Below are 16,673 nucleotides of genomic sequence, written 5' to 3' on the forward strand. Positions count from 1 at the left end.
GTTTTATCAGCGCCGGGCCAGTAGGGTCGCCCAATGCGAAACGACGAGTTCTCCCGGAATCTCGACCGACTGGAGCCGGAGTTCAACGCCTACGAGCCGGAGGTCGGGTCGCTCCCCGAGTCACCCCTCTCCGCCGACGAACTCGACAACGTCAACAAGACGGGAACGACCACCATCGGTATCACCACGAACGAGGGGGTCGTGATGGCGACGGATATGCGCGCCTCGCTCGGCGGCCGGTTCGTATCCAACAAGGACGTCCAGAAGGTCGAACAGGTCCACCCGACGGCCGCGCTGACGATGGCCGGCTCCGTCGGTGGCGCCCAGTCGTTCATGCGAAACGTCCGCGTCGAGGCCAACCTCTACGAGGCCCGCCGCGGCGAACAGATGAGCATGGAGGCGCTCTCCACGCTCTGCGGGAACTTCCTGCGTGGCGGCCCGTTCTTCTACGTCTCGCCCATCCTCGGCGGCGTCGACGAGGAAGGAAGCCACGTCTTCTCGCTCGACCCCGCCGGCGGCGTCATGCGCGACGACTACACCGTCACCGGCTCCGGGATGCAGCTCGCCTACGGTGTCTTAGAACAGGAGTTCACCGACGACCTCTCGAACGAGGAGGCGAAGACCGTCGCCGCCCGCGGCATCAAGTCCGCCGTCGAGCGCGACACGGGCTCCGGTAACGGCGTCTTCCTCTGTGAAATCACCACCGACGGTGTCGACATCGTCGGTCACAAGGACTTCGACGAGGTCCTGTAAGGCGACTCTCCCTTTCGGTTTCTCACAGCCTCCAGCGACGCGGCTATCGACGCGGGCGAATCCTTTTGAACGAAAACGCGGCCAGCACCGGTATCTGACGAATCACCGCGGGCCGAGTCGAGGCGGGAGTGTGACCCGCTCGCCCGCGTTTCGCCACGGGTCGCCTGTTCGCTATCGACAGGGAACGCCTACGAGTCGGGCGATTTAATCTCCGACTCCCCCAGCGTCGGGTATGGAGTTCGCCGCGTTCGCCGCCCACGCGTCGGCTATCGAGGCCGAGCCTGCCGACCTCGAGACCGTCGCGCTCGTCGCCGAGTTGTTCGCCGAGAGTGGCGACGACCTGCCCGTCGTCGCGCGGTTCGTCCAGGGACGGGTGTTCCCCGCCCACGACTCGACCAAACTCGATATCGGGCCGGCACTCTGTTATGAGGCCATCGCTCGCGCCGCCGGCCAGAACGTCACAGCCGCCGATGTGGAGGACCGGCTTGCCGATCGGGGTGAGATCGGGGCCGTCGCCGCGAGCTACGACTTCGGCGGCCAGCAGGGGCTCTCCGCGTTCACCGGCGGCCGCGACAAGCTGACCGTCGCCGAGGTCGATACCGAGCTCCGGAGCCTCGCGGCCGCCGAGGGCGCGGGCAGCGAGGAGACTAAACTGCAGACACTGTTCGGGCTGTTCAATCGCTGTGCTGCCGACGAAGCGAAGTACCTCGCCAGACTCGTGCTCGCGGAGATGCGCATCGGTGTCGGCGAGGGCACCGTCCGCGACGCCATCGCAGAGGCGTTCGCGGTGCCCATCGAGGAGACGGAACGTGCGCTCCAGGTGTCGAACGACTACGGTCTCGTCGCCGAGACGGCCCGCGACGAGGGGGAAGCCGGCCTCGAACGAATCCACCTCGAAGTCGGTCGCCCGGTGCAGGCGATGCTCGCGCAGGCCGGCACGGTCACCGACGCGCTCGATTCGTGGGAGGCGGCGGTCGTCGAGACGAAGTACGACGGTGCCCGCGTGCAGGTCCACGCGAGCGAGGCAGTCCGGCTCTACTCCCGGAACATGGAGGACGTGACGGACGCGCTCCCTGAGGTCGTGGAGTTCGTCGAAGCGGAGCTCGACGTCCCGGCCATCCTCGACGGTGAGGTCGTGGCCGTCGACGACGCGGGGGACCCGCTCCCGTTTCAGGAGATCCTCAAGCGCTTCCGCCGGAAACACGATATCGGTCGCGCACGGGAGGAGGTCACCGTCGAGTTGCGGGCGTTCGACTGCCTCCACGTCGACGGTGAGGACCTCCTCTCGGCCCCGCTCGACGAGCGGCATGCGAGGCTGGACGACCTGCTCGACGTCGGGCGCTCCGAACGTCTCGTCTCCGACGACCCCGACGAGATCGAGGCGTTCGAGCAAGCGGCGCTCGATGCGGGCCACGAGGGAATCATGCTGAAGGACCCGTCGAGCCGCTACACCCCCGGTAACCGCGGGAAACACTGGCTCAAGCGGAAGCCGGACGTGGAGACGCTCGACCTCGTCGTCACGGGCGCGGAGTGGGGTGAGGGGCGCCGTGCGAGCTTCCTCGGGACGTTCCTGCTGGCTGCCCGCACCGACGACGGGTACGAGACCATCGGCAAGGTCGCGACCGGAATCACGGACGAGCGGCTCGCCGAGCTGACGGAGTTGCTGGACCCGCATATCGTGCGGCAGGAGGGCCAGACGGTCGATATCCGGCCGGAAGTCGTCTTCGAGGTGGGCTACGAGGAGATACAGCAGTCGCCCACCTACTCCTCGGGGTACGCGCTCCGGTTCCCCCGGTTCGTCGAGGTCCGCGAGGAGAAATCTGCCGCCGACGCCGACACGCTGGAGCGAATCGAGCGGCTACGGTAGCTCGGCTTCGAGGTCGTCGAGGCGGCTCTCGATGGCATCGAGCCGTTCGAGCACCCCGATGAGATCGTCGTGGGTCACCCCGTCGCGCTCACGGCGTTCGATGCGCTCCGCGAGTGCGGCGTTGGCGTCCCGCGTCGCCGACTCCAGTTGCCGGACCCGCGCCCGAAGCTCGGTGGCGTCGGGCTCGTCCCCCCGTTCGTACGCTTGGATGTGTTTCGAGAGTTCTTCGTCGGATGCCATAGCGTCGTAGTCGAACGTATGCTATCAGCTCGTATAAATGGGGGCGCGCGTTATCTGAGCGTGAAAACGCGACCGGTCGAACGTGTTTACTACCCGAGTGGCGAACGTCGGGTATGATTCGACACGACGGCCTCCGGGTGAGCTGGCTCGGCTACGCGACGCTTCGCATCGAGGGGTCGGAAACGGTGTATTTCGACCCGGGGCGCTACGGCGTTCTCGATGGACACGAGCCGAAGGATGGCGACGTCGTCTGTGTGACCCACGACCATCACTACGACACCGAGGGTATCCGCCGAGTCGCGAAGCCGGACGCCACCGTCGTCCTGTTCGAGGGAATCAACACCCACCGCATCGACCGGGACGTGGATCGACCGGCGGATCTGCCGTACGCGGTCCGGACCGTGGATACGGAGTCCGATATCCTCGTTGGCGATGTCATCGTCCGCACCGTGAACGCGTACAACGAGCCGGACGGCCCCCGTGTGCGACAGAACGGCGACCCCATCCACCCGAAGGGGCTCGGCTGTGGGTTCCTCGTCACCGTCGACGACGTGACCGTCTTCTGGCCGGGCGATACGGACGTGCTCGACGGGCACGAACACCTGGACGTCTCGCTGTTCTGTCCGCCGATTGGGGGGGCGTACACGATGGACCGTCACGAGGCCGCCGCCCTCGCCGAGGCGATGGACCCCGATCTCGTGCTCCCCATTCACTACGACACGTTCGAGGCCATCGAGACGGACTCCGGGGCCTTCGCGGCCGACGTGGCGAAACGGGGCGTTCCCGTGGTGTTAGACGAGCGCGAGTAGGAGTTCGCCGAACGCGTAGCCGACGAGGAGGAACACGAGCGCGAGCAGGACGCGAAACAGCAGCCTGATCCGGGGGCTGTCGTCGGCGAGCGGGTGGTCGCTCTGTCCGAGGAGGTTCGCGCGGGCTCGTGCGAGCAGGCGGTCGAGCGGGGATGCGCCCGAATCGGTTCCTGCGGGAATCACCGGGCCGTCACACGCCGGGCAGTTGCCCGACGGTGGCTCGTGGTAGGTGCGGTCGCAGTCGGCACAGGCCCACGTCATGCCCGACGTAGGTGAAGCGGGGAGAAAAACGTCCGTACTCAGAAGCTATCAGAGGATGCCCATCTCGCCGAGCCGGTCGGGGAGGTAGGTGTCCGTCACGAAGTCCAGCCCGCGGGAGGCGAGCGCCTGCTGCTCGGCCTTCTTCCCGATGTCGAGCTGGAGTTCGATCTGTTCGGTCCAGTAGTCGTCCTTGAACCGGGGGTCGTCCAGCTCGGACTGGAGCGCGTTGATGTCCGAGTCACCGAGCGGGTCCGTCGGGAGGTCGTACTCCACGATGTCGCGGGGCTGGATGCCCACGAACTGCGCGTCGGGGGTCGCGAGATACTCCGAGAGGTGTGCGGATTTGATGGAGCCGTACGCCACCGACGCGAAGATGCGGTAGGACCACGGGTCGCCGTCGGTGAACACCACGACGGGCAGGTCCAGCTCGTCGTGGAGCCGCTTCGTGATACGGCGGGTCGCCCGCGCCGGCTGGCCCTTCAGGTGGACGATGATGGCGTTGTGGTCCGTGTCGAAGCCGTTCTCGACGAGCCGGTCGCGCATCCCACCGGTCTCGACACAGAGGATGAACTCGGCATCGTGGTCGAGGAAGTCGATGGTGTCGGGGTTGTTCGGAATCTGATAGCCCCCCTCACCGACGTCCTCCTGACAGTGGATCTCGCGTTCCCCGCGGCGGGTCTGCTCGCGGAGGTGGAGCGGGCCCATGAGCGTCGCCCCGGACTCCTCCGGGCGCATGTGGAAGTCCTCGCGAGTGACCTTCGAGACGATCTCGAGGTCCTCCACGAGCTGGTTCGACTCGTCCTGGTCGTTGAACTGCGCGTGCTCCTGGTCCCACGACTCCGAGAGGTAGTAGAGCTCACGCAGGGTCGACGACCGGTCCTCCTCCAGCTGGGTGGCGAGGAAATCGATGGTGTAGATCGCCTTCAGGAGTTTCTTCGCCCCCTGCACGGAGTTCGCGGAGCGGGTGGATTTCCGGTCCCCGTAGACCCACACCTTCGACTCCTCGTCGTACTCGATGTTGCTCTTCGTCCGCGTCGGGATGTCCATGGAGGGGACGTCCCCCGCGGCGAACTGGTCGTAGAACTGCGCGGCCAGGTCGATGAGCTGTTCGCGCGCCTTCTCCTCTTCTAGTTTCGGGCTCATGCGTTCACCGTGAGTTTCTCAGCTTCGACTCCCTCGACGGAGATGTCGAACGTTGCTTCCGTGCCGATGTCGTACTCCAGGATGGCGACCTCGCCGCCCTGCACCTCCGGCGACCACTTCACGAACCACTCGCCGTCCATCTCGACGACGGTGGCCCCCTCGGGGTCGCCGGGATCCACGTCCACGATATCGGTGATATCGGGCGAGGCGATGGTGTCGCCGTGGTTCCGGACGGCGAGCGTGACCGTCCCGTTCTCGACGGTGCGCTCGACGAGGACGTTGTTCATGATGCGAGCAAGCGAGTCCTCGATGTTGAGCGGCTCCCTGTGGGTGACCTCCGAGAGCTTCCGTGCCATCTCCGGGAGGATGTCCACGAGGACGTTCTGCTTGCGCCGGCGCTTCTGGAGCGACCGCTGTTTCGAGAGGTAGCTCTTGAGTTCGCGGGCCGCCTCGCGCAAGGCGAGTTCGATCTCGTCTTCGATCTCGGGGACGTTCGCCACGGCGTCCTTCGACTCGCTCGTGAACGGGACGTTCGTCGAGGCGACGTGGACCATCAGGACGGCGGGGCCGTTCGGCATCCCCGTCCCACCGGGCTGGTCCAATCCGTAGTTGCGCCAGTTGATGCGTTTTATCACGTCGGTCGTGGAGCACGCGCCGAGCCGGTACACCAGGGGAACGCGGTTCGCGAAGCGGAGCACCTCGACGTTCCCCTCCGCTTTGAGGTCGCCGCCGTAGGCGATGCCGGCCTCGACGATGAACGGGTCGCCCCGGTGGACCTCGGCACTCCGCGTCGCGGAGGCGTAGAAGTCGGCGTCGTACTCCTTCTCGAGCCCGGCGCGGATGAGCTCCGCGGTGATGGGTGCGAGACAGTCCGTCGGCGGCGCGAGGATGTCCGTCATCCGCATCGAGTCGAGCAGGGCGCGGGCGGTGTCGCGGTCGTCAGCCACCGCGCTCACCTTCGGCGGGTCGTCCGGGACGCGCCGGGAGGCGGCCCAGACCGTCTCGGTGACGTTCTCCCGTGCGGTCTCGCCGAAGGAGACGTCGTCCTGCGTCTCCGTCATCTCGGCGGCGCGGTCCACGTAGTCGCGTAGCCCCTTGCGGGTGACGCGGTCGCGGGGGTCGCCGTCCGCGAACTTCGCGGCGATGCGTCGGGCCATCGCCTCGACGACGGCGTCGTCCTTCCGGCTCGTGGTGGCCTCGTCCACGAGGAGATAGAGGTCGGCCTCGCGGTCGGCGGTGAGCTCCCCCCACGCGGCCGCGACGGCGTTCTCCCGGACGGTGTCGCCGAACGTGCGGTCGAACTCCGGTTCGATCTCTTCGGCGACCTCGTCGACGATGTCGACGAGTTCGTGGTGGGCGACGCGCTCCTGTGCGTGGACGCGTTTCGTGACGCGGCTCGCGAACGCCTCCGTCGCGTCGGTTCCCTTGTTCGAGACGGCATCGAGGAGGGCAGCCTCGACGTCGGCGTCCGCGTGGGCCTGCGGGGGGCGCCACGCGAGTTCGCGGCCGAAGTGGAGGTCGCGGAAGTTGTCGACGAGCGACCGGGCGGTCTTCTGGCCGACGCGGGTGAACTCCTCCTGGAGGAACCCCGAGATGGAGTAGGAGTCCGTCGCGTTGAGCATCTTCAGGAGGGTGCCGAGTTCGACGCCGTGGGGGTGCGGGCGGATCTCCGTCGTCTCCGCGGGCAGCTGGTCGGTCGCCCGTTCGTATTTGACGTGGTGTTTCGGCTCGCGGAACTCCAGGCGGGCGTGGGGGTTCACGACCGCGGTGTACTGCATGTAGTCGTGGAGCTGCTGGCGGGCGCGCATGTTAGCTTCCATCTCCAGCTCGATGCGGGTGCCGTGCGGACGCTCCCACGTCGTCTCCTTCTCCACGTCGATCTCGGGCTCGTTCGTGTCCGTGTCGATGGTGAGCTCGAAGTACTGCGCGGGCTTCGACGCGTCCGTCTTGGAGGTGATCTTCGCGGGCTTCCCGGAGGTGAGCTGGGAGTAGAGCACCGCTGCGGAGATCCCGATCCCCTGTTGCCCGCGGGTCATTTCACGCTTGTGGAACCGCGAGCCGTACAGCAGTTTCCCGAACACCTTCGGGAGCTGTGCTTTCGTGATGCCGGGGCCGTTGTCCTCGATGACGAGCCGATAGTAGTCACCGAGGTCCTCGATCTCGACGTAGATATCCGGGAGGATGCCGGCCTCCTCGGTGGCGTCGAGCGCGTTGTCGACCGCCTCCTTCACCGCGGTGACGAGCGACTTCCCGCCCGAGTCGAACCCGAGCATCTGCTTGTTCTTCTCGAAGAACTCGGCGATGGAGATGGCTCGTTGCGATTGAGCCAGCTCCTCGGCGACGCCTTCGCCCTCGCCGAGTTGCGACTGATACGACGTCATTCGTACGGGGTGATTGCTGGCCGGGGCCTAAAACCCTCTCGCTACCACGGTGAAAGTGAACTGGGAGACGGCGAGACGTCCGCCACGCGTCTGACGCGGTCGCCGAGCGGGTGAAGCCCGGTCCGGCGGTGTCGGGGGCCACAGCGCGCACGGGAGGCCCGGGGTGCTCGCGCCTGCCAGGGCTAAACAGACTCACCACGCGAGCGCGCTCACGCCCGCGCGTGCGAGGGTTTTATACCCGAAAGGGGCATACGTCGCGGTAGAACTGATGTCTGAAGAACGTAGCTACGGAGCCGACCAGATCCAGGTGCTCGAGGGTCTGGAGGCCGTCCAGAAACGACCCGCGATGTACATCGGGTCGACGGACGCCAGAGGGCTCCACCATCTCGTCTACGAGGTGGTCGACAACTCCATCGACGAAGCGTTGGCCGGGTACTGTGACACCATCGAGGTGACGCTTCACGACGACGGGTCCGTCTCCGTCTCCGACGACGGGCGCGGTATCCCCGTCGACACCCACGCCGACTACGACCGACCCGCGTTAGAGGTCATCATGACCGTCCTCCACGCCGGGGGGAAGTTCGACAACAAGTCGTATCAGGTGTCGGGTGGCCTCCACGGGGTCGGTGTCTCCGTCGTGAACGCCCTCTCCTCCGAGCTCGAAGTTGAGGTCAAACGCGACGGTGGGGTCTACCGCCACCGCTTCGACCACGGCGCGCCCGTCGGCGACATGGAGCAGATCCGCGAGATCGCCCCCGACGAGGAGACGGGGACGACCATCACCTTCTGGCCCGACGGCGACATCTTCGAGGAGACGGAGTTCACCTTCTCCACGCTCGAATCCCGACTCCGGGAACTCGCCTTCCTCAACCCCGGCGTCCACATCCGTATCGTGGACGAGCGCGGCGAGGACACCGAGGAGGCGAGCTTCCAGTACGACGGCGGCATCAAGGAGTTCGTCGAATACCTGAACGAGACCCGGACCGTCCTCCACGACGACATCGTCTACATCGACGACGAGGAGCAGGGAATCCAGGTCGAGATCGCGATGCAGGCGACGGAGGGGGTCCAGGGCTCCATCCACGCGTTCGCCAACAACATCAACACCCGTGAGGGGGGGACCCACATGACCGGGTTCAAGACCGCCCTCACCCGCGTCATCAACGACTACGCCACCTCCAACGGGATGCTGAAGGACCTCGACAACACCCTGAAAGGGGAGGACATCCGCGAGGGGCTCACCGCCGTCATCTCCATCAAGCACCCCGACCCGCAGTTCGAGGGGCAGACGAAGACGAAACTCGGCAACTCCGAGGTGCGGGGTATCGTCGAATCCGCGATGCACGAGGGGCTCTCCACGTATCTCGAGGAGAACCCCTCGACCGCGGAGGCGATCATCTCGAAGGCCGTGCAGGCCGCGAAGGCCCGGATGGCCGCGAAGAAGGCCGAGGAGCTCACCCGCCGGAAGTCGGCACTGGAGTCCACCTCCCTGCCGGGGAAGCTCGCCGACTGTCAGACCCGCGACCCGGAGGAGGCGGAGCTGTTCGTCGTGGAAGGCGATTCGGCGGGAGGATGCTTTACCGGTGACACCACGGTCGCACTCGCGTCCGGTCGGTCGATAACGTTCGAAGAGCTCGTCGAGGAGTGGGAGAATGGCGAAACCCATTACTGTTACACCGTGACCGACGACGGACGTATCGGAATCGAGCGAATCGAACATCCCCGTATCACTCGGAGAGATGCGCCGCTCGTCGAGGTCACGCTCGACAACGGTGAGACGATAACGTGTACGCCTGACCACGAGTTCATGCTCAGAGACGGGAGCTACCGTGAGGCGCAGGATCTCGAAGGTGGGCAATCGCTCATGCCCCTGTATCGGAAGACATCGAACTCTGCCGAGACAGGTATCACCATCGACGGATACGAGATGGTCCGACAGCCGAAAGAGCAGTGGACGGAGGAGTTCCGCGACAGCCGGATGAAGGCGTACAACCGAACGTACTACGAGAACACGATTCCGTTCATGAAGGATGTCCTCGAAGAGGATGGGCATCTGGAGAACTACGACGAGCGACGGCGCAAGGATGGTGATCCAAACGTCCTGACCAAGCGTACGACTATCGAGAAATTCTTCGAGGACGAGGCGGAACTAGTCGAGGCCGTACAGAGCTACAACCACACTGTCGAGTCCGTCGAGTTCCTCGACGAGACTGCAGACGTGTACGATCTGGAGGTGCCAGGAACGCACAACTTCGCTCTCGAAGCGGGGGTGTTCGTCCACAACAGCGCCAAACAGGGCCGGAACCCGGAGTTCCAGGCCGTCTTACCTCTGCGCGGGAAGATCCTGAACGTCGAGAAACACCGGCTCGACCGCATCCTCGAGAACGAGCAGATCAGGAACCTCATCACCGCGGTCGGCACGGGCATCGGCGAGGAGTTCGACATCGAGAACGCCCGCTACAAGAAGATCATCATGATGAGCGTCGACGGGGAGGAACACGGGTTCGTCCGGGGGCCCGACGGCCGCGTTCGGTTCGTCCGAATCGGGGAGTTCATCGACGCGGCCATCGAGGTCGACGGTGACGGGTACGATGACTACGAAGTGCTGTGTTTCGGTCGGGACGACCATGCGACGAAGTTCCGACCCATCGACCAGGTTATCCGCCACGAGATTGATGAGCCACTGTACGAGATCGAAACGTCGTACGGTCGCAGTCTCAAGGTGACTGCCTCACACAGCGTCTTCGTCCACCGCGACGGTGCGGTCGAGCTCGCCTACGGCGACGAGATACAGCCGGGAGACGAGGTCGTCGCCCCGCGCTCGATTCCGCTCGCCGACCACGGGACCGCTCCGGAACGAATCGACCTGCTCGAAGAGCTGGTCGAACGCGCCGACGCGTTCGATTCCGAGATCTACGCGCGTGGTGACGGTATCGAGGAGCTGTTCAAGCGGAAGGTCAGGGCGGAGTACGCCGGGACCGAACACGCGGTCCCCCGCGTCGACGTTCCCGAATCCGTCCGGTCGAATCTGCGCGCACAGCGAGTCGAGAACGGCATGACGCAAGCAGATGTCTGCGATGCCGTCGGCGTCGCCCAGCGGATCACCGTCTCACAGTGGGAGCGAGGTGAGAGTCGTCCGAGCCTCTCGAACTTCGAGGCGTACTGCGAAGCCGTGGATGCAGGGGACGTGATGTCCTCGGTGACCGTGACGGACTCGTTACTCGACCAGCGGTGGAACGAGCAGTACGGGGGTGCGCCGACGAACCGTGTGCGGGACTACGTGCGAATCTCCGAGCTCGACCCGGCCGACCTCGAACTGATTCCCGAGGACGCAACGGTCGAGTTGACTCCCGAGCACCACGCCGACCACGCGATCGACCGGTACGTCGACGTGGACGAGACGCTACTGGACCTGTTCGGGTTCTACACGGCCGAGGGGTCGTGTTCTGCCCGAAACGGCGTCCGGCTGACGATGGGTGCGAACAACGAGCCGCTCGTCGAGACGTACCGTGACGCGTTCGAGCACGTGTTCGGTATCCGAGCGAAACACAGCGAATACGAGAACAGATCCGGCGAGGTGAAACTGGTCAATCGGGTGGCCGCGACGGTTTGGAAACACGTGTTCGGGTTCGATGCCGGGACGGCTCACGAGAAGACGATTCCCGATCTGGTGTTCAACGTCTCGCCGGATCTCCAGCGGGCCTTCATGCGTGGCTGGCTGCTCGGGGACGGAACGGTCGATGAACGGAAGGTGAGCTGGACCACGACCTCCCGTGACCTCGCCAGTGGCCTACAGTACCTCCTTTCCGCACACGGCGTCTTCGGCTCCCGGTCCGTGACGGCTGCCGAGGCCATCCCGGACGGCGAGATCGATGGCCGTCCGATCAGCACGGTCCACGACCGCCAGACCGTGAGTGTCTCGGCCCGTGCGGACCTCGAATCGCTCCGTGAGGTGTGGGCGTCACACCTCGACAGTGAGCTGCTTTCCGAACGTGTCGAGAGCGGCTGGGACACGCCAGCCAACCGGTCGTTCACCGAGATCTCGGACGACCTCGTCGCCCTCGACGTCCGTTCGGTCGAACGGGTCACCCCGACGAGCGAGTACGTCTACGACTTCTCGGTCGAGGACGACGAGAACTTCGTGGCCGGAATGGGTGGTCTCTGCGCACACAACACCGACGCGGACGTCGACGGGGCCCACATCCGGACCCTGTTGCTGACGTTCCTCTACCGGCACATGCAGCCGCTCATCGAGGCGGGCTACGTGTACGCGGCCCAGCCACCCCTCTACCGCATCCGGTATAAGGGTGAGACGTACGACGCGATGACGGAGGCGGACCGCGAGCGCGTCGTCGAGGAGGTCTGTGACGGGAACCCCGACCAGGTCCAGCGGTTCAAGGGCCTCGGCGAGATGAACCCCGAACAGCTCTGGGACACGACGATGAACCCGGAGAACCGCATCCTCAAACAGATGACCGTCGAGGACGCGGCGGCGGCCGACCGGATGTTCTCCGTGTTGATGGGTGACGCCGTCGGGCCGCGCAAGCAGTTCATCAAGGAGCACTCGGAGGACGCCGAGTGGGTGGATATATGAGTTCAGAACCCACGGCCCCCGCGGAACGGGTCACGAACGTCCGTATCGAAGACGAGATGGAGCAGTCGTACATCGACTACGCGATGTCGGTCATCGTGGGGCGCGCGCTCCCCGATGCCCGTGACGGGCTGAAACCCGTCCAGCGCCGCATCCTGTATGCGATGCACGAGATGGGCGTGACGCCCAACTCCGGGCACCGCAAGTCCTCGAACATCGTCGGCGAGACGATGGGTAACTACCATCCGCACGGCGACAGCGCGATCTACGACGCGCTCGCCCGGATGGCACAGGACTTCTCGCTTCGCTATCCGCTCATCGACGGGCAGGGGAACTTCGGCTCCATCGACGGCGACCCGCCGGCCGCCATGCGCTACACGGAGGCCCGGATGGCCCCCATCGCCCAGGAGATGCTCGCGGACATCGAGAAGGACACCGTCGACTTCAGCGGGAACTACGACGACCGGCTGACCGAACCGGACGTCCTCCCGTCGGCGGTCCCGAACCTGCTTCTGAACGGGGCCTCTGGCATCGCCGTCGGGATGTCGACGAACATCCCCTCGCACAACCTCAACGAGGTCGTCGACGCGACCATCCACCTGCTCGACAACCCCGAATGCTCCGTCGACGACCTGATGGAGTACGTGAAGGGTCCCGACTTCCCGACCGGCGCGAACATCGTCGGCCGGCAGGGGATCCTCGAGGCGTACAAGACCGGCCGCGGCCGGCTTCGCGTGCGCGCGGAGATCGACCTCGAGTACAACGACTCCGGGCGCGACCGCATCATCGTCTCCGAGATCCCCTATCAGGAGAACAAAGCGCGGATGATAGAGCGCATCGCGGACGACGTGAACGACGGGAAGATCGAGGGGATCGCCGACATCCGCGACGAGTCCGACCGCGAGGGTATTCGTGTGGTTATCGACCTCAAGCGCGGTGCCCACGCGGACGTCGTGAAGAACCAGCTCGTCGAGAGCCACCTCGAATCCACGTTCTCCGTCATCATGCTCGCGCTGGTCGACGGCCAGCCGAAGGTGCTCACGCTGAAGGAGGCGCTCGCGGAGTACGTCCGCCACCGCCGTGAGGTGGTGCGTCGCCGCTCCGAGTACGACCTCGGCGAGGCGGAGGACCGGGCCCACATCCTCGAGGGCCGCCTGCTCGCACTGGAGAACGTCGACGCGGTCGTCGACCTCATCCGCGAGAGCGCGGACCGCTCGGCCGCCATCGAGGGGCTCCAGGAGTCGTTCGAGCTCTCGGAGACGCAGGCGGAGCATATCGTCCGCATGCAGCTCGGCTCGCTCACCTCGATGGAGACCCAGGAGATCGAATCCGAGTACGGCGACGTGCAGGCGGAGATTGAGCGACTCGAGACCATCCTCGGCGACGCCGAGGAGCTCGACGCCGTCATCAAAGGGGAGCTCGAGCAGGTGAAAGAGACCTACGGCGACGACCGCCGCACCTCCATCATGGAGGACGTGGGCTCCGTCACGCGCGAGGACCTCATCGCCGAGGAGGACGTGGTCGTCGTCGTCACCGAGGACGACTACATCAAGCGGATGCCCCTCTCCCGGTTCGACCCGCAACACCGTGGCGGGAAGGGGATCATCGGCACCCGGCCCAAGCAGGGTGACCGGGTCTCGACGGTGTTCGCCGCCTCCACCCACGACTACCTGCTCTGCTTCACGAACCAGGGGCAGGTCTACCGGCTGAAGGTGTTCCAGATCCCGGAGATGTCCCGGACGGCGAGAGGCACCTCCGCGGTGAACGTCATCGACCTCGACACGGAGGAGGAGATCACCGCCGTCGTCAACGTCGACGACTTAGACGAGGAGCGGTACCTCTCGATGGCGACGCGCGATGGCTACATCAAGCGCACGGAGGTCGGCGCGTTCGAGAACATCCACTCCGGCGGGATTCGGGCCGTCCGTCTCGAGGACGGCGACCAGCTCGTCGACGTGGAGGTCACTGAGGGGCAGGGTGACCTCCTCATCGGCACGCGCAAGGGGATGACCATCCGCTTCGACGAGGGTGAGGCCCGGGCGATGGGCCGCACCGCTCGCGGGGTCAACGCGATCAAGCTCCAGGAGGGGGACGCCGTCGCCGGCGTCGTCGCCGCGGAGACGGACGACGACCGCCACCTGCTTACCGTTACGAGAAACGGCTACGGGAAGCGCACGCCCCTCTCGGAGTACCGCACCCAGTCCCGATACGGGAAGGGGCTCATCGACATCAAGACGAACGAGCGGAACGGCGAGGTCTGTGCCATCAACGCCGTCCACGAGGCGGACGACCTCGTCATCATGAGCGAGGCGGGCCAGATCATGCGCACCCGCGTCCACGAGGTGTCGACGCAGGGCCGCAACACGATGGGCGTCCGCGTGATGAACCTCGACGGCGACTGGGTCGCCGGCGTCGACGTGGTTCCCGAGGGTGGCAACACCTCCGGGGCTGCGGAGGACGCGGAGGACGTGGAGGCCGAACACGCAGACGCGGACGAACCGGACGCGACCGACGACCTCGCGGAGTAGTCACTCCACCCGTTCGTCGAACTCCTCTTTCGAGAGCCCGAGCGACTCCGCGAGCCGTGCGTCCACGGCCTCGGGGTCGTCGGCCTCCTTCCCCACCTTCCGGCCCAGATGGAGACCGACGACGGTGATGACGAGGAGCGGGAAGGCGACGGCGACGAGCGCGAAATCCCGAAAGCCGGCGAGCGAGAGCGCCCAGAACCCGACCATCGGCAGAACCAGGAGTGCGAGGACGCCGGCGAGCAGTTTCTGGTCGACCTCGGTCATACCTCGTCTTGGGGAGACGGGAATAAAGTGGTGTCCCTCACGGCTATCCGAACTCGGATAAACGAGGACGTTCAAGGACCTCCCATGACCACGACACTCACCGTCTCAGGGATGTCCTGTGGCCACTGTGAATCGGCAGTCGAGGAGGCACTCCTCGGGGTATCGGGCGTCTCGAGCGTCGACGCCGACAACGAGTCGGACACCGTCACCGTCGAGGGGAACGTAGACGTGAGCGCCCTCGTGAAGGCCGTCGAGGACGTGGGCTACGAGGCGTCGGCGTAAGTGCGCGGGCAGCGCGTCTACGACTGGTGGGCCGACCACCAGCGGCTGTTCCACGCCCTCGCCACCCTCACGTTCGGGGGACGTGAGTGGGAACTCCGCGAGCGGGCGATAGAGACGCTCGCGCCCCAGGAGCGGGAGCAGATCCTCGATCTCGCCTGTGGCCCCGGCGTGAACTTCGACGCGCTCGCACCGGCCGCCGTCGTGGGGCTCGACTACTCCGCGGGGATGGTCCGGCGCGCCCGTGAGACGGCCGCGACCCTCGACGAGCCCCGACCCCGGGTCGTCCGCGGGGATGCGGGCCGACTCCCGTTCCCCGACGGAAGCTTCGACGCCGTCTACTCCACGCTCGCGATGACGGCGATGCCTGACCTGGATGCCGCAATCGAGGAGAGCTATCGCGTCCTCGCGCCGGGGGGTCGGTTCGTCGTCCTCGACGCGCAACCCGTCCAGGAGGGGCCCGGTCGCCTGCTCAACCCCCTCTTGAATCCGATCTCCCGGTGGGCAACCGACTGGCACCCGGAGTACGACGTGCCCGGGGCGCTCGATGCGCGGTTCGACCGCTGTGAGACGAAGCTGTTCAACAGCGGGAGTTTCTTCATCAGCGAAGCGCGGAAAGTCGTGCGTTAGAAGATGCGCTTGCCGAGGCCGCTCGCGATGAGTTCGACCGCGAGCTCTGCCGTGCGATTGTGCTGGTCGAGGATCGGGTTCACCTCGACGACCTCCATCGAGCGCACGTCGTCGAGCCGCGCGGCGACGTGCTCCATCGCGGCGTGGGCCTCGCGGTAGGTGACGCCACCGCGGACGGGCGTCCCGACGCCGGGTGCCTCGTCGGGGTCGAGGAAGTCCATGTCGAGCGAGACGTGGATGCCGGAGACGCCGTCGGTGGCGATATCGAAAGCCTGCTCCACGACGCTCGTCAGACCCTGTTCGTCGATATCGCTCATCGTGAAGACGGTCGCGTCGGAGTCGTGGAGGGCGTCGCGTTCCTCGCCGTCGAGGTCGCGGATGCCGACCATGACGACGTTCTCCTCGCGCACGGTGGGGGCGTGCGCCCAGTCGCTGCCGGCGAACTCGCCGCGGCCGAGCATGGCGGCGACGGACATCCCGTGGACGTTCCCGGAGGGCGTCGTCTGGGGGGTGTTGAAATCGCCGTGGGCGTCGAACCAGACGACGCCGATGTCGTCATCCTGGGCTGCCCCGCCAGCCGTCCCGATGGCGATGGAGTGGTCACCGCCGAGCACGAGCGGGAAGGCGTCGTCCTCGATGGTGGCTGCCACCTCCTCGCGGAGGGTCCGGCAGACGGCCGCCGTCTCGGGGAGGTACTTCGCGCGGCCGCCGTCGGGCGTCTCGTCCGCGCTCGAGAGCTCCGGACGGGGGACGTCGAGGTCACCGCTGTCGGTACAGTCGTGGCCCGTGGCCTCGATGGCATTCCGGAGGCCGGCATACCGGATGGCCGAGGGGCCCATGTCGACGCCACGTCGGTCCGCCCCGAGGTCCATCGGGACGCCGATGAGTCGAACGTTCATGCCCGTGGCTACACGACGGGGGTGAAAA

Annotated in this window: 12 protein-coding genes and 3 pseudogenes; 9 read left to right on the top strand and 6 right to left on the bottom strand. The window is 66.0% G+C overall.

Annotation, left to right across the window (positions count from 1 at the left end):
• Positions 1-33 precede the first annotated feature (33 nt).
• Together psmB and ligA are read left to right on the top strand one after the other, a co-directional pair.
• A complete protein-coding gene (gene psmB / locus ACQUQR_RS02030; RefSeq protein WP_435194337.1) occupies positions 34-753 on the top strand; it encodes an archaeal proteasome endopeptidase complex subunit beta in 720 nt (239 codons plus the stop codon).
• Between the two features lie 232 nt (positions 754-985).
• Complete coding sequence (ligA, locus tag ACQUQR_RS02035) at positions 986-2,620, top strand: ATP-dependent DNA ligase LigA (RefSeq protein WP_435194339.1); 1,635 nt, start codon at positions 986-988, stop codon at positions 2,618-2,620.
• On the opposite strand, the gene ACQUQR_RS02040 is transcribed toward ligA, so the two are convergent.
• Positions 2,612-2,860 (bottom strand): hypothetical protein, encoded by a 249-nt coding sequence (locus ACQUQR_RS02040; RefSeq protein WP_435194340.1) that lies wholly within the window; start codon positions 2,858-2,860, stop codon positions 2,612-2,614. The genes ligA and ACQUQR_RS02040 overlap by 9 nt on opposite strands.
• A gap of 113 nt (positions 2,861-2,973) precedes the next feature.
• On the opposite strand from ACQUQR_RS02040, the gene ACQUQR_RS02045 reads away from it, so the two are divergent.
• Positions 2,974-3,669, top strand: a complete 696-nt coding sequence (locus ACQUQR_RS02045; protein ID WP_435194342.1) for an MBL fold metallo-hydrolase — start codon at positions 2,974-2,976, stop codon at positions 3,667-3,669.
• On the opposite strand, the gene ACQUQR_RS02050 is transcribed toward ACQUQR_RS02045, so the two are convergent.
• Genes ACQUQR_RS02050 through ACQUQR_RS02060 form a run of 3 tightly spaced genes read right to left on the bottom strand, consistent with a single transcriptional unit; the run spans position 3,652 to position 7,454 of the window.
• The gene (locus ACQUQR_RS02050) at positions 3,652-3,930 is read right to left on the bottom strand and encodes a hypothetical protein (RefSeq protein ID WP_435194343.1); all 279 of its coding nucleotides are present in this window, start codon (positions 3,928-3,930) and stop codon (positions 3,652-3,654) included. The two genes, ACQUQR_RS02045 and ACQUQR_RS02050, sit on opposite strands and share 18 nt — an antisense overlap.
• A gap of 48 nt (positions 3,931-3,978) precedes the next feature.
• Positions 3,979-5,073, bottom strand: a complete 1,095-nt coding sequence (locus tag ACQUQR_RS02055) for a DNA topoisomerase IV subunit A (RefSeq protein ID WP_435194344.1) — start codon at positions 5,071-5,073, stop codon at positions 3,979-3,981.
• Positions 5,070-7,454, bottom strand: coding sequence for a DNA topoisomerase VI subunit B (locus ACQUQR_RS02060; protein WP_435194345.1), 2,385 nt, complete (start codon positions 7,452-7,454; stop codon positions 5,070-5,072). Before ACQUQR_RS02060 ends, ACQUQR_RS02055 begins: the two co-directional genes overlap by 4 nt.
• Positions 7,455-7,722: 268 nt before the next feature.
• Here ACQUQR_RS02060 and ACQUQR_RS02065 point away from each other — a divergent pair.
• The 4 genes and pseudogenes from ACQUQR_RS02065 to gyrA form a co-directional block, all read left to right on the top strand.
• Positions 7,723-9,934, top strand: a pseudogene (locus ACQUQR_RS02065) (ATP-binding protein); the annotation flags it as partial.
• Positions 9,931-11,622, top strand: a pseudogene (locus ACQUQR_RS02070) (LAGLIDADG family homing endonuclease); the annotation flags it as partial. The pseudogenes ACQUQR_RS02065 and ACQUQR_RS02070, both read left to right, overlap by 4 nt.
• Positions 11,623-11,628: 6 nt before the next feature.
• Positions 11,629-12,048 (top strand): annotated as a pseudogene (locus ACQUQR_RS02075) (DNA topoisomerase IV subunit B); the annotation flags it as partial.
• Positions 12,045-14,573, top strand: a complete 2,529-nt coding sequence (gyrA, locus tag ACQUQR_RS02080) for a DNA gyrase subunit A (protein WP_435194346.1) — start codon at positions 12,045-12,047, stop codon at positions 14,571-14,573. The pseudogene ACQUQR_RS02075 and the gene gyrA, both read left to right, overlap by 4 nt.
• Here the strand turns inward: gyrA and ACQUQR_RS02085 are convergent, their stop codons facing one another.
• Positions 14,574-14,837, bottom strand: coding sequence for a hypothetical protein (locus ACQUQR_RS02085; protein WP_435194347.1), 264 nt, complete (start codon positions 14,835-14,837; stop codon positions 14,574-14,576).
• Positions 14,838-14,921: 84 nt separating this feature from the next.
• Here ACQUQR_RS02085 and ACQUQR_RS02090 point away from each other — a divergent pair, with 84 nt between their 5' ends.
• On the top strand, positions 14,922-15,119 hold the full coding sequence (locus ACQUQR_RS02090) for a heavy-metal-associated domain-containing protein (RefSeq protein WP_435194349.1): 198 nt from the start codon (positions 14,922-14,924) through the stop codon (positions 15,117-15,119).
• On the top strand, positions 15,120-15,746 hold the full coding sequence (locus ACQUQR_RS02095) for a class I SAM-dependent methyltransferase (protein ID WP_435194350.1): 627 nt from the start codon (positions 15,120-15,122) through the stop codon (positions 15,744-15,746).
• Here ACQUQR_RS02095 and rocF read toward each other — a convergent pair.
• Entirely contained in the window at positions 15,743-16,645 is a 903-nt protein-coding gene (rocF, locus tag ACQUQR_RS02100; protein WP_435194352.1) for an arginase, read from the bottom strand. The two genes, ACQUQR_RS02095 and rocF, sit on opposite strands and share 4 nt — an antisense overlap.
• Between the last annotated feature and the right edge of the window lie 28 nt (positions 16,646-16,673).

Source organism: Natronomonas sp. EA1 (assembly GCF_051195035.1).
GTDB lineage: Archaea > Halobacteriota > Halobacteria > Halobacteriales > Haloarculaceae > JBNTJV01.

Bases quoted from the DNA above. Each gene is read 5' to 3' on its own strand.
- psmB (WP_435194337.1), top strand. From the start codon at position 34: ATGCGAAACGACGAGTTCTCCCGGAATCTCGACCGACTGGAGCCGGAG.
- ligA (WP_435194339.1), top strand. From the start codon at position 986: ATGGAGTTCGCCGCGTTCGCCGCCCACGCGTCGGCTATCGAGGCCGAG.
- ACQUQR_RS02040 (WP_435194340.1), bottom strand. From the start codon at position 2,860: ATGGCATCCGACGAAGAACTCTCGAAACACATCCAAGCGTACGAACGG.
- ACQUQR_RS02045 (WP_435194342.1), top strand. From the start codon at position 2,974: ATGATTCGACACGACGGCCTCCGGGTGAGCTGGCTCGGCTACGCGACG.
- ACQUQR_RS02050 (WP_435194343.1), bottom strand. From the start codon at position 3,930: ATGACGTGGGCCTGTGCCGACTGCGACCGCACCTACCACGAGCCACCG.
- ACQUQR_RS02055 (WP_435194344.1), bottom strand. From the start codon at position 5,073: ATGAGCCCGAAACTAGAAGAGGAGAAGGCGCGCGAACAGCTCATCGAC.
- ACQUQR_RS02060 (WP_435194345.1), bottom strand. From the start codon at position 7,454: ATGACGTCGTATCAGTCGCAACTCGGCGAGGGCGAAGGCGTCGCCGAG.
- gyrA (WP_435194346.1), top strand. From the start codon at position 12,045: ATGAGTTCAGAACCCACGGCCCCCGCGGAACGGGTCACGAACGTCCGT.
- ACQUQR_RS02085 (WP_435194347.1), bottom strand. From the start codon at position 14,837: ATGACCGAGGTCGACCAGAAACTGCTCGCCGGCGTCCTCGCACTCCTG.
- ACQUQR_RS02090 (WP_435194349.1), top strand. From the start codon at position 14,922: ATGACCACGACACTCACCGTCTCAGGGATGTCCTGTGGCCACTGTGAA.
- rocF (WP_435194352.1), bottom strand. From the start codon at position 16,645: ATGAACGTTCGACTCATCGGCGTCCCGATGGACCTCGGGGCGGACCGA.